At 39.0% G+C, this 12,737-nt stretch carries 11 protein-coding genes; 7 read left to right on the top strand and 4 right to left on the bottom strand.

Annotated features, from left to right (window positions below):
* Positions 1-177 precede the first annotated feature (177 nt).
* Positions 178-660: a glycine zipper 2TM domain-containing protein gene (locus J3U74_RS09160; RefSeq protein ID WP_267329006.1), complete on the bottom strand. Its 483-nt coding sequence runs from the start codon at positions 658-660 to the stop codon at positions 178-180.
* 167 nt (positions 661-827) lie between these two features.
* Here J3U74_RS09160 and J3U74_RS09155 point away from each other — a divergent pair, with 167 nt between their 5' ends.
* The 3 genes from J3U74_RS09155 to pgm all read left to right on the top strand — a co-directional run bounded on the left by J3U74_RS09155 (position 828) and on the right by pgm (position 3,267).
* Positions 828-1,013: a hypothetical protein gene (locus J3U74_RS09155; RefSeq protein WP_220217563.1), complete on the top strand. Its 186-nt coding sequence runs from the start codon at positions 828-830 to the stop codon at positions 1,011-1,013.
* Between the two features lie 21 nt (positions 1,014-1,034).
* Entirely contained in the window at positions 1,035-1,538 is a 504-nt protein-coding gene (locus J3U74_RS09150; RefSeq protein ID WP_220217564.1) for a hypothetical protein, read from the top strand.
* A gap of 91 nt (positions 1,539-1,629) precedes the next feature.
* The gene (pgm, locus tag J3U74_RS09145; protein WP_267329005.1) at positions 1,630-3,267 is read left to right on the top strand and encodes a phosphoglucomutase (alpha-D-glucose-1,6-bisphosphate-dependent); all 1,638 of its coding nucleotides are present in this window, start codon (positions 1,630-1,632) and stop codon (positions 3,265-3,267) included.
* Between the two features lie 412 nt (positions 3,268-3,679).
* Here the strand turns inward: pgm and guaB are convergent, their stop codons facing one another.
* A complete protein-coding gene (guaB, locus tag J3U74_RS09140) occupies positions 3,680-5,146 on the bottom strand; it encodes an IMP dehydrogenase (RefSeq protein WP_267329004.1) in 1,467 nt (488 codons plus the stop codon).
* Between the two features lie 781 nt (positions 5,147-5,927).
* On the opposite strand from guaB, the gene J3U74_RS09135 reads away from it, so the two are divergent.
* On the top strand, positions 5,928-6,068 hold the full coding sequence (locus J3U74_RS09135) for a hypothetical protein (protein ID WP_267346927.1): 141 nt from the start codon (positions 5,928-5,930) through the stop codon (positions 6,066-6,068).
* A 98-nt stretch (positions 6,069-6,166) separates the two neighbouring features.
* Here J3U74_RS09135 and gntT read toward each other — a convergent pair whose 3' ends face one another.
* Both gntT and ubiG read right to left on the bottom strand, forming a co-directional pair.
* Positions 6,167-7,489, bottom strand: coding sequence for a gluconate transporter (gene gntT / locus J3U74_RS09130; protein WP_267329003.1), 1,323 nt, complete (start codon positions 7,487-7,489; stop codon positions 6,167-6,169).
* A 246-nt stretch (positions 7,490-7,735) separates the two neighbouring features.
* Positions 7,736-8,440 (bottom strand): bifunctional 2-polyprenyl-6-hydroxyphenol methylase/3-demethylubiquinol 3-O-methyltransferase UbiG, encoded by a 705-nt coding sequence (ubiG, locus tag J3U74_RS09125; RefSeq protein ID WP_267329002.1) that lies wholly within the window; start codon positions 8,438-8,440, stop codon positions 7,736-7,738.
* Positions 8,441-8,637: 197 nt separating this feature from the next.
* Between ubiG and J3U74_RS09120 the strand changes: the two genes are divergently transcribed.
* From J3U74_RS09120 to htpG, 3 genes are all read left to right on the top strand, one after another.
* The gene (locus J3U74_RS09120) at positions 8,638-8,937 is read left to right on the top strand and encodes a hypothetical protein (protein WP_267336313.1); all 300 of its coding nucleotides are present in this window, start codon (positions 8,638-8,640) and stop codon (positions 8,935-8,937) included.
* Positions 8,938-9,117: 180 nt separating this feature from the next.
* Entirely contained in the window at positions 9,118-10,482 is a 1,365-nt protein-coding gene (locus tag J3U74_RS09115) for a sodium-dependent transporter (RefSeq protein WP_267329001.1), read from the top strand.
* A 278-nt stretch (positions 10,483-10,760) separates the two neighbouring features.
* Positions 10,761-12,635, top strand: coding sequence for a molecular chaperone HtpG (htpG, locus tag J3U74_RS09110; protein WP_267329000.1), 1,875 nt, complete (start codon positions 10,761-10,763; stop codon positions 12,633-12,635).
* Positions 12,636-12,737: the final 102 nt, after the last annotated feature.

Below are 12,737 nucleotides of genomic sequence, written 5' to 3'. Positions count from 1 at the left end.
CGGAGGGCAGTCGAAGACCGCTTTGGGTGGTGCTGCGAGGGGGTTATTAGGGGGATTTCGCACTAAATCCCCCTAATTCGGACGCTGACAGCAATTAGATAGGATAGCGTGTGACTGAGAAGCTTTCGCTCGAGGATAAAAGAGCGAAAGCTATTTTACATGATGTTTAAAAATAGATTAATCGTAACGCGGAGAGGCGCTAATACGTTTACCGTTTGTAACTAAACGAACAGGTTGCCCGACGTAGAAATTTTTAACCGAGCCTTTTTGTATAATAACAATATTGGAATCACTATTTTTAGGTCTAATCTCTAATTCAACTGCATTTGCTTGATTTGCTTTATTTTCAATGGCATTACCCACTACCGCACCGCCGATAGCACCGGTTGCTGTTGCTAAAACACGACCTGTACCACCACCAACAGTATTACCTAAAACACCACCAAGCACAGCACCACCAAGCGCACCGATTACATTTTGATTGTTATCGTTTGAATTTGCTTGAATTTTAACCGCTCTTACCGAAACAACTGTACCATAACTGACATGTTGAACTTGTTTGGCTTGATCTGCTGTGTAAACATCGCCAGAATAGATATCACTATTGCTACATCCTGTAATTATTGTAGCTAAAATAGTTAGCGCGATGATCTTTTTCATATTGAATTCCTCATATAGATTGAGATTATTTTTTTATAACATCATAAGGATAATATTGTTTTATCAAAACAACAACATGATTTTCATTATTTTAGCATTCGACAATACAATTTATGGCTAACTTGAGTTATACTCGTTTAATAGTTTATCTACCATACAATAAGTATATGAAACGGTTATTTTTTCAAATAGTATTATCGGTTATGATAACCGCCTGTCACGAAGTTAATGAAAAGCAGACAAATAAAGAGGCAACAATTGCTGAGCCACCCAGCTCAGATTGTTTAAATGATAAACCAGCAAACCATTTAGATCTGAACAACCTTCCAGTAGAAAGTTGTCCGGTTAACTAATTTAATAGGCATATGTAACTAATGAAGACTATCGAAATCGACGAAGAACTATACCAATTTATTGCAGGTCAAACTAAACATATTGGCGAAGATGCATCGAGTATTTTACGGCGTTTATTGAATATCAATCAAACCTCACCGGCTAAACAAAATCAACTATCGAATTCAGATAATCACTATCCTATATTCAATAATTTATTGACTAGTGAAACGTTTACCAACGAAAAATCAATTATTAGTCGCTTTTTATTATTATTAGGTGCGCTTTATAACTACAACCCCGCACTCTTTGCAATTGCAGCAACCTCTTTACACGGCAGCAAAAGACAATATTTGGCTAAAGACAAAGAGTCGTTAGAAACATCGGGAAAAAATACCAAACCACGAGAAATCGTCGGTACTCCTTATTGGGTTATCAGTAATACCAATACGGCTAGAAAAATTTATATTATTGAATCAATCATGAGTGATATGGGCATATCAGAAAACATGATTAATCAAGTTATTAATGTTTTTTTACCCTAAAATGAAAGGCTAAAAGCACTCTATCGAGTCGTTCACTGTTTGACAGGTTTAGCAAAATATAAAAATACTATATATGAAAAAGGAGTATAAAATGGCAAAGCAAAGCCGCGCGGGATTACTAGCTGAAGCTTCTGACCTTATTAATGTTGAAACTTTAAAAAATAACTATTATCAGATCAAACCGGATACGGATGATGCTAGCCAATTAGTTATTTTTGGAACATCTGGTCATCGTGGTAGTTCTAATAAAGGGACGTTTAACGAAGCCCACATTTTAGCCGTTGCCCAAGCGATTGCCGAATATCGCAAAGCCAATAATATCACGGGGCCTTGCTTTATTGGTCAAGATAGCCATGCTTTGTCTGAACTTGCTTTAAAAAGTGTACTTGAAGTATTTGTTGCCAACGAACAAACGGTGGTTATGGCTCGTGATTGGGGTTATACCCCAACGCCGGTTATTTCACACGCAATTTTAACTTACAATCAAGGCCGAACAGCGCAACTTGCTGACGGTATTGTCATTACGCCTTCACACAATCCACCGGAAGACGGCGGAATAAAATATAATCCAACCAATGGTGGACCAGCCGATACCGACATCACCAAACAGATCGAAAATCGAGCGAATGAATTACTCAAAAGCCAATTAAACGGCGTCAAACGTGTCAGCTTAGAAAAGGCGCTGAATTCAGATTATATTCACACCAAAGAGTACGAGACCGATTATATTAATGATCTGGAAAATATCGTTGATATGTCATTAATTCAATCCTCTTCGCTACGTATTGGTGTTGACCCGCTAGGTGGCGCAAGCGTCACTTACTGGCCACGCATTGCTGAAAAATATGGCATCAATCTGGATATCGTTAATGATAAAGTCGATCCAACCTTTAGCTTTATGCATCTTGATCATGACGAAGTCATCAGAATGGATTGTTCAAGCCGTTGGGCAATGGCTGGCTTACTGAAGTTAAAAGATCAATTTGACCTCGCCTTTGGTAATGATACCGATTCCGATCGCCATGGCATTGTTACGCCAAAAGGCTTGATGAATCCAAATGCCTACCTTTCAGCGTGTGTGAATTATCTATTTCAAAACCGTCCGCAATGGCATAAAGATATCGCTATTGGTAAAACCTTAGTCACCAGCTCAATGATTGATCGGGTGGCAAATAGCTTACATAAAACCTATTTAGAGTATCCGGTTGGTTTTAAATGGTATGCTGACGGACTGTATAATGGTCAATTAGGCTTTGCCGGTGAAGAGAGTGCAGGCGCATCATTTTTACGCACTAACGGTAAAGTTTGGGCGACCGATAAAGACGGTATTATTTTATGCTTACTAGCAGCAGAAATGACAGCAAAAACTGGTAAAAATCCACAAGAGCAATACCAAACTCTGGAAGATAAATTTGGTGTCTCTTATTACGGTCGAATTCAAGCTCCGGCAACCTTTAGCGAAAAACAAAAGTTATCTAAACTTGATGCAAGCCAATTAACCACCGATACCTTAGCGGGTGAAAAAATCACGCAATGTTTAACAACTGCGCCAGCTAACAATGCACCGATTGGCGGACTGAAAGTAATGACAGAAAACGGCTGGTTTGCCGCTCGCCCGTCTGGCACCGAAGATGCTTATAAAATTTATGCTGAAAGCTTTATCAGTAATGAGCACTTAGCAACGTTGCAGGAAGAAGCACAGGACATTGTCGCTAAAGCGATTAAGTAGCACCGCCTAAAGCGGTCTTAGCGACCGCCCTCCGCCTTCGTTCAGTCTTAACGCACCGGCGCTGATTTGTTCATGACAAAGCAGCGCCTTGCCAAACATCCTTGTTTGGGTTGTGTTTTTTACTTAAACACCTATATTTTCTGAAACTTCTTGTCAATACTTTGTTTTTTTGCTTAAACACCTATATTATCTGAAAGTTTTTGACAAGGATTTTCGTTAATACTAACTTAACTATTATTCTTCTGTTTGGAGAGTTTTGAGTAAGTTAGGTGTTTTAGTATTTGGGAATGCTGTTGGGATCTATTTAACAAGATTAAAAACTGATTTTTTACTAAAACGCGGGTATTTTCTGAAATTTTTTAACAAAAAGCAAATCCATTTGGATTTGCTTTTGTGGTTTAAAGTGTGCTTATTAAGCACCGGCACGGTAATTAGGTGGCTCTTTGGTGATGAGAACATCATGTACATGGCTCTCTTTCATGCCAGCGCCTGTGATGCGATAGAATTTTGATTGAGTACGTAGGGCTTTTATCGTTGCACAACCGGTTAAGCCCATGCAAGAACGTAAGCCGCCCATTTGTTGATGTATGATCTCTTTTAACATGCCTTTATAAGCAATGCGCCCTTCTATCCCTTCTGGTACTAATTTATCGGCTGCATTGTCGGATTGGAAATAGCGGTCAGATGAGCCTTTTGCCATTGCGCCAAGTGATCCCATACCCCGATAAGATTTATAAGCACGACCTTGAAATAGTTCGATCTCGCCCGGTGCTTCTTCAGTGCCGGCAAACATTGAGCCAACCATAACGCACGATGCGCCGGCGGCAATGGCTTTTGCAATATCACCGGAAAAACGGATACCGCCATCGGCAATCACAGGAATATTATATTTTTGAGCCATTTCGACCGCATCCATAATGGCACTTATTTGAGGCACCCCAACACCTGTGACGATACGGGTAGTACAAATTGAACCGGGACCAATACCCACTTTAACCGCACTTACGCCAGCTTCAATTAATGCTTTAGCCCCTTCAGCAGTTGCCACATTGCCCCCGATAATTTGTAAATCAGGGTAAGCTTGTCGAGTTTGACGGATACGCTCTAAGACCCCTTCTGAATGCCCGTGTGAGGAATCAATCAACAACACATCAACCCCAGCCTCGACTAATGCCGCAATTCGCTCTTCATTACCGGCACCAGCACCAACCGCTGCGCCAACACGTAAACGACCTTTCTCGTCTTTACAAGCATTTGGTTTTTGTTCAGCTTTATTATAGTCTTTAACCGTGATCATACCTTTCAAATGGAATTTATCATCCACCACCAGTACTTTTTCAACCCGATGTTCATGCATTTTTTTAAGCACGATTTCACGTTTTTCACCCTCTTTAACCGTAACTAAACGCTCTTTTGGCGTCATAACTGCGGTTACTGGTAAAGAGAGATCGGTAGCAAATCGCACATCACGAGCAGTAATAATCCCGACTAACTCTTGCGACTGCGTAATTACAGGAAAACCGGCAAAACCATACTCTTTTGCCAGATCGATAACTTGCTTAATGGTTGCAGTTGGAAGAACTGAGACCGGATCTTGCACAATCCCGCTTTCATGTTTTTTAACTCGCCTAACATGATTAGCTTGCGCCTCGATCGGCATATTTTTATGAATAAAACCAATACCACCCTCTTGCGCTAAAGCAATGGCTAAATCAGATTCAGTAACCGTATCCATCGCTGCTGACAGCATCGGAATATTTAATCTAATGGTTTGGGTAAGCTCAGTACTGATATCAGCAGTATTGGGTAAAACAGTTGAATGAGCAGGAACTAATAAAACATCATCGAACGTGAGGGCTTCTTTTACTATACGAGACATGACAATATTCACCATAGAGTTGAATTGTTGATAAAATATTGCCGAAGCATTCTACCTATCTTTCCATTAAAAGACTAGCAAAATTTAGTAATAATGATTGACTCATCACCATTCAACTGAATAAAGCAACTATTTATCGAAAAACAGAACAAATAATCACTATTAAAAAGACGCATCACCACATCGATAAAAAACCAATAAGGCATTGAGTAAACAAGATGTTTAGGCATAAAATCAGAAAAATCTCGTCAAGAAATTTCAGAATATATAATTGGTAAAGAAAAAAACACAAATCATTGACAAGAAGTTTCAGAAAACACCTACGTTTAAGTATAAAAACAAAAGTTTTAGATATTTTCAAATATATATCCTAAACCTTTTATGCAGCTTAAAAGAGTTGCTCCAGCGTGGGAGAAAGCGTGGGCATTTCTAAACGGCTTATGCAGCCGTGAAGTGGGGCAGCTTGATTTTGCAAGACATGCCGCGTTTCTAAACAGCTTATGCAGCCGTGAAGTAGAATCTCACATACTATAAACATCGTTGATAAAAACACAAAGAGCAATTTTAGGTTTAAAAACCCTTTTTTCTAACGCTTTTACAATATATTGATTTTTAAGGGTTTTATTTTTAGCTAAAAAAAAGGGTTTATAAAGTTTGTATTTTGAACTCCACTACTTTTTTTGAACGGCTTACTATTACCTTTCACAAAAACAAACAAATGCCCCAGACCGCACCTTCACAAAGCGCCGACAACTGAGCGAGGTTAGCACGCCAAACAGGGATGTTTGGCGAGGCGCTGCTTTGTCTGGAACAAATCAGCGTCGGTGCGTTAAGACCGAACGAAGGCGGAGGGCAGTCGAAGACCGCTTTGGGTGGTGCTGCGAGGGGGTCATTAGGGGGATTTCGCACCAAATCCCCCTAATTCGGACGCTGACACCGTATTAAAATTATCGACTAATCAACAGCGTCCGAAACTTGCAGACTAGAAAACTGCATTGCTCAGGATGTTAATTCAAATTATTAAATAAACATCTCAATAATTAAACACCCAACTAATCCGCAAACCGAAATCACCGTTTCTAATAAAGACCATGACTTCATCGTTTCGGTAATGCTTAAATTAAAATACTCTTTAAACAGCCAAAAACCCGGATCATTAACATGTGAAAACACCACACTACCGGCGCCGGTGGCAATTACCATAAGTTCAGGGCTGACGCCACTAGTCGCAATTAACGGAAACACAATCCCGCCAGCAGTTAACGCTGCAACCGTTGCCGATCCCAACGCTAAACGCAGTAATGCCGCAATTAACCATGCCATAATTAGCGGTGAAACAGTCGATGAGTGCATCATCTGCTCGATATAAACTTTGACACCACTATCGACCAATACTTGTTTAAAAGCACCGCCACCGCCAATAATTAACAGCATCATGGCAATAATTTTAATCGAATCGACAATTGTTGTATTGATCTCAGCCATGGAGCGTCCACGCCAAAGACCAAATGTGAATACCGCAACTAACACCGATATCAGTGTGGCAATCACCGGATCACCAAAAAACTCAACATAAGGTAAAATAACGTTTCCTTTAGCAAGCGTCATTTCACAAACTGCCCGGATCGACATTAATATCACCGGAATTAATGCCGTAAACACGCTGACACTAAAACTCGGCATTTGCTCGTCGGTAAATTGACGAGAATTGTATAACCCTTCTTCAATAGGATGATTAATGGCTCGAATAAACGGCAATTTTGCCAACATCGGGCCAGCTAAAATAACCGTTGGAATACCAATAATTGTGCCGTAAAGTAAGGTGCGCCCCATGTCGGCTTTGAAGATTTCAGCGATCGCCGTTGGCCCCGGATGTGGCGGTAAAAATCCATGGGTAACCGATAACGCAGCCGCCATTGGAATACCAATATAAAGCGGTGAAATGCGCAGCGTAGCGGCAATGGTTAACACTAAAGGTAATAATAAGACAAATCCGACTTCGTAAAAAAGCGCAAAGCCCACGATAAAGCCAGTAAGGGTGACCGCCCATTGAATCTTTTTGTCGCCAAAGGTTGCAATAAGCGTGGTTGCGATTCGTTGTGCACCACCACAATCGGCCAAAAGTTTACCGAGCATGGCGCCAAATCCCATAATCAACGCCAGGCTACCTAACGTTCCCCCTACGCCATTTTTTATGGATTTGACCACTTCCATTACCGGCATCCCTTCGAGCACACCAACACTCAGTGCAACCAAAATTAATGCAATAAAACCATTAAGGCGAAGTGGGAGCATTAAAATAAGTAATAGTGCCACTCCAATGGCAATAATAATTAACGGCATATTTTATTCCTCTAAAAAAACAATGCTATGTTTCAGGTAACAGCGTTATGATTAAGATAGCGTTTAGTTAACCGATATTTAACCGTTTAATTAACCTTTTGCATATCATTAATGCGTTTTTAACTTGCGCTATTGTGATTGAACAGTTAAAAACGCATGTTATCGGTAACTTTGGCGATTATAGAGGAAATTAAGAAAAATTTTAGAAAAAAACATTAAAATGAGAATTAGATCACACTTTTAATATTATTCTGATTTTTGCGCCATTAAGATGTAATTTACATCAACATTCGATCCCAACTTAAATTGGTTGCTCAGTAAATGGTACTCCATACCAATGATATCTTTAACCGTTAATCCCGCCTGCTCTACCCAAAGCATTAATTCAGACGGACGAATAAATCGATTAAAATCATGGGTACCTTTCGGCACTAATCGGGCTAAATATTCAGCACCATAAATCATCAGCAATTTAGCTTTATTGTTACGATTAATGGTGGATAAAAAGAGTTTGCCATGCGGTTTAAGTAATTTGGCGCAGGCATCGATAATTGATGCAGGATTGGGCACATGTTCAAGCATCTCCATACAAGTGATAATGTCATAGCTTGCGCTGTAGTGCTCAGCATGCGCTTCAACCGTCTGTTTTAAATAATCAATAGTTAATCCATTTTGCTCAGCATGCACTTTGGCAACATTTAAAGACTCATCAGCCAGATCGATAGCGGTGACTTGTGCGCCCAACTTAGCTAGGCTTTCCGACAAGATGCCACCACCACACCCCACATCTAATACCTTTTTACCATTGAGCGACCGGCATTGTTGCAGTAAATAATCAACACGTAATGGATTAATGATATGCAACGGTTTACATTGCCCATTTGGATCCCACCATTGTGCGGCTAATTGTGAAAATTTATTGATTTCGTTTATATCGATATTTTGTGACATGTTTGGCGTTAATAAAGTTTGAAAACTGGATTTTACTATATGCTAACTACGATTGATTATCAATAAAATCGCAAACATTGACATCGTTTTATCGACAAAAAAATCTTCTTAATCTTATAGGTTAAATGGTGTACAATTTAGCATTAAAAAATAAACAATAATTGATAAAGCGGGTATCAATAAAAGGAATTGGAAAAATGTTTATCACGCTAAAATCCGATCGACGTATGTTAATGAAAATAGCGAAAATACCATTTTTAGGGGACGCTGTTTTGATGTCAATTGCGACATTTCCATTCTTTGTTTTAATGGTAGTCAATGCATTTTTAGCGCTCGGTTATGAAAATCTTGAAAAGAGTAAAATGTACGTGGTATTCGGTATTTATAACATCATTTTGACTTTCTTTTTTAAAATCAGAATCAGCATTTTCTTTTGCCCATGCTGGTTCTTTTTTACCTTTTACGGTTTATTAAATATTCTCAAAACGCTCCAATAGACCATCTGCTACATTTTAATATTGAGTTACATTTCAGCTAAATTTTTAAACAACTAAAATTCATCGCTATAATGATTTCTTGTGAATAGCCTAATTTCATGGCATGATTAAAAGTTTTAATTAATACATAATTTAACTAAACGCAAATTAAACTATTTAATAAGAATCAAAGGAAAATTCATGAGTACAGGTACTATGAAGAAAAGTCACTCACAGTGGAGCTCACGCATGGGATTCATGCTTGCAGCGGCAGGCTCTGCGGTGGGGTTAGGTAATATTTGGAAATTTCCCTATATGGCAGGTCAAATGGGTGGTTCAGCTTTTGTACTCACCTATTTACTTTTCATGTTTATTATTGGCATGCCTATTTTAGTTTTAGAATGGCTCATCGGTCGTCGAGGGCAAAAAAACCCAATCCATACTATGGAAGATGTTGCGGTTTCTGAAGGTCATTCAAAATCTTGGCGTTGGGTTGGTATAATTGGCGTTCTCGGTTCATTTTTAATTTTATCATTCTACAGTGTAATTGGTGGTTGGGCGACTGACTATATTGTGTTAGCAGCAAAAGGCACTTTTGAAGGCGTCAATGGCAAAACAACAGCGCTGATATTCGATAATTTCAAAGCTGATGTCGGTAGCCTTTTAACATGGCATACAGTATTTATGTTTGCGACCGCCTTTATCGTCGCCTTAGGCGTTGGTGCCGGCTTAGAACGTGGCTGTAAACTGATGATGCCAGGCTTAGGTATTTTATTGTTAGTACTCGTGGGTTATGCTATCTATGCTAGTGGTCCTGCATTTTATAAAGCGTGTGACTTCCTGTTTACCCCTAACTGGTCGGCCTTAAACGGCACCGCAATTTTAGCGGCCTTAGGCCATGCATTTTTCAGCTTATCACTAGGTATGGGCATTATGATGGCCTATGGTTCTTATCTTGGTAAAGATGTCGATTTATTATCAACAGCCCGAACAGTGGTGATACTCGATGTCGTTGTTGCGGTATTATCCGGAATAGCCATCTTCCCATTGGTTTTTGCCAACGGTTTAGAGCCTGCCGCTGGACCAGGTCTTATCTTCGTTACACTACCGATCGCCTTTGGTAATATGATTGGCGGCACCGTTTTAGGTATTTTATTCTTCATCTTTTTAACCTTTGCGGCGTTAACCTCTTCGATTTCACTACTTGAACCAACGGTCGAATTATTGGAAGAAAAAACCCATATGGGACGCAAAACGGCAACCATTGTCATCAGTATCCTGATTTGGGCGCTGGGTATTGCTTGTATCCTATCATTTAATAAATGGGCTGATGTGAAATTCTTTGATAAAAATATTTTTGATTCACTTGATTACCTCACCAGTAAAATCATGTTACCTATTACCGGTTTAGGTACGGTGATTTTTGGTGCTTATATGATGAAACAAAAACGCATCCAAGAAGAGTTAAACTTAAATAATTTCTGGTTTAAAATTTGGCGAGTGTTAACCTCAATTGTTATCCCTATCGCAATTGTTGCTATTCTTGTTTTTGGATTACAACATTAATCAAATCTAAATACAATATTAAAAGCCTTGTACTTTACAAGGCTTTTTTTATACCGGCGATTTAACAAAAAAACATCAACCAGTTAACAATATTGATTTACCGCTATTGAAAACATTCATTTTATTCCCATATAACAATACAACAATAAATCAAATCATTATATCAATGTTAATCATTTAACATAGCTTACGGCGAGTATGGTTGTCTTTTTGTTGTCACAATCAGTTTTCGCCTAATTGTTATTTGAGACTATTAATTTTAATTGAGGTACTAGTTAATGAGTAAGCAAGGAACAGAAACACGAGGCTTTCAATCCGAAGTTAAACAGATTCTCCATTTAATGATTCACTCTTTATATTCCAATAAAGAGATTTTTTTAAGAGAATTAATATCTAATGCATCGGATGCGGCTGACAAACTACGTTTTAAAGCGCTGGAAAACCCAAATCTTTATGCCGGTGATGCTGATCTCGGTGTTCGAATTTGGACAAATCAAGAGGCCGGCACCTTAACCATTTCTGACAATGGTATCGGGATGACCCGTGATGAAGTCATCGAAAATCTAGGTACCATTGCCAAATCAGGCACCAAAGCATTTTTAGAATCTATCGGCAGTGATCAAGCCAAAGACAGCCAATTAATCGGTCAATTTGGGGTTGGTTTTTATTCCGCCTTTATTGTGGCTGATAAAGTGACCGTAAAAACCCGCGCTGCAACCGCACAAGCTGATGAAGCAGTGATGTGGGAGTCTACCGGTGAAGGCGAATATACCCTATCGGACACCACTAAAGACACTCGTGGTACAGAGATCACCTTACATTTAAAAGCTGATGAAAAAGAGTTTTTAGAAGATTGGCGTTTACGCTCAATTATCAGTAAATATTCTGATCACATCTCATTATCTGTCGAAGTTCAAACGACCGATGAAGAGAGCAAAGAAGTAAAATGGGAAAAAGTCAATAAAGCGCAAGCGCTTTGGACACGTAGCAAATCAGAAATTACCGATGATGAATATAAAGAGTTTTATAAGCACTTGTCACACGATTTTGCCGATCCACTAAGTTGGAGCCACAACCGTGTAGAAGGTAAACAAGAATATACCAGCTTACTTTATATCCCGGCAAATGCACCATGGGACATGTGGAATCGAGATAATAAACACGGATTAAAACTTTATGTGCAACGTGTTTTCATTATGGATGATGCAGAACAATTTATGCCTAATTACTTACGTTTTGTGAAAGGCTTAATTGATTCAAATGATCTACCGTTAAACGTATCACGTGAAATATTGCAAGATAACAAAGTTACGCAAAGTTTACGTAATGCCTGTACCAAACGTGTATTACAAATGCTAGAAAAATTAGCTAAAGACGACCAGGAACAATATCAAAAATTCTGGGGTGAATTTGGCTTAGTGTTAAAAGAAGGTACCGGTGAAGACTTCACCAACCGTGAAGCAATTGCTAAATTATTACGTTTTGCCTCAACCCATAACGACAGCGATGCGCAAACAGTCAGTTTAGAGAACTACATCAGCCGCATGCAAGAAGGTCAAGACAAGATTTACTATATTACCGCTGACAGCTACGGCGCAGCAAAAAATAGTCCTCATCTTGAATTATTCAACAAAAAAGGCATTGAAGTATTACTGCTTTCTGATCGTGTTGATGAGTGGATGATGAGTAATTTAACTGAGTTTGACGGAAAACAATTCCAATCAATCAGTAAATCAGACGAATCTATCGAAAAACTTGCTGATCAAAATAGTGAAGATCAAAAAGAAGTTGAAAAAGAGTTAGCGCCATTTATTGAACGGGTTAAAAACGTTTTAGGTAATAAAGTTAAAGAGGTGAAATTAACCCACCGCTTAACCAATACCCCAGCCATTGTGACCACAAGTGCTGATGAAATGTCGACTCAAATGGCAAAATTACTTGCCTCAGCCGGCCAAAAAGCACCTGAGATCAACTACACGTTTGAAATTAATCCTGATCATAAATTGGTGAAACGAATTGCCGACACGCAAGATGAAACAGCGTTTAATGATTGGATCGAACTATTGTTAGATCAAGCACTACTGGCCGAAAAAGGCTCACTAAATGATCCAAGTAAATTTATTCAAACGATGAATAAACTCCTTGCGCAATAATCTTTGCAAATATCAGCCCGATACCGTTAACGGTATCGGGTTTTTTGTCAGCTTTTTTTTGAAATAAGCAACAAAATTTCACTAAAAATATGACACCTATCA

The sequence above is a fragment of the Gilliamella sp. B3892 genome (assembly GCF_026536305.1).
In the GTDB taxonomy this organism is placed as follows: Bacteria; Pseudomonadota; Gammaproteobacteria; order Enterobacterales; family Orbaceae; genus Gilliamella.
This window is presented reverse-complemented; position numbering and strand designations above follow the sequence as displayed.

Excerpts from the sequence above, each read along its gene's own strand:
- J3U74_RS09115 (WP_267329001.1), top strand. The coding sequence starts at position 9,118 with ATGAGTACAGGTACTATGAAGAAAAGTCACTCACAGTGGAGCTCACGC.
- guaB (WP_267329004.1), bottom strand. The coding sequence starts at position 5,146 with ATGTCTCGTATAGTAAAAGAAGCCCTCACGTTCGATGATGTTTTATTA.
- J3U74_RS09135 (WP_267346927.1), top strand. The coding sequence starts at position 5,928 with ATGTTTGGCGAGGCGCTGCTTTGTCTGGAACAAATCAGCGTCGGTGCG.
- ubiG (WP_267329002.1), bottom strand. The coding sequence starts at position 8,440 with ATGTCACAAAATATCGATATAAACGAAATCAATAAATTTTCACAATTA.
- J3U74_RS09120 (WP_267336313.1), top strand. The coding sequence starts at position 8,638 with ATGTTTATCACGCTAAAATCCGATCGACGTATGTTAATGAAAATAGCG.
- pgm (WP_267329005.1), top strand. The coding sequence starts at position 1,630 with ATGGCAAAGCAAAGCCGCGCGGGATTACTAGCTGAAGCTTCTGACCTT.
- gntT (WP_267329003.1), bottom strand. The coding sequence starts at position 7,489 with ATGCCGTTAATTATTATTGCCATTGGAGTGGCACTATTACTTATTTTA.
- J3U74_RS09150 (WP_220217564.1), top strand. The coding sequence starts at position 1,035 with ATGAAGACTATCGAAATCGACGAAGAACTATACCAATTTATTGCAGGT.
- J3U74_RS09160 (WP_267329006.1), bottom strand. The coding sequence starts at position 660 with ATGAAAAAGATCATCGCGCTAACTATTTTAGCTACAATAATTACAGGA.
- htpG (WP_267329000.1), top strand. The coding sequence starts at position 10,761 with ATGAGTAAGCAAGGAACAGAAACACGAGGCTTTCAATCCGAAGTTAAA.
- J3U74_RS09155 (WP_220217563.1), top strand. The coding sequence starts at position 828 with ATGAAACGGTTATTTTTTCAAATAGTATTATCGGTTATGATAACCGCC.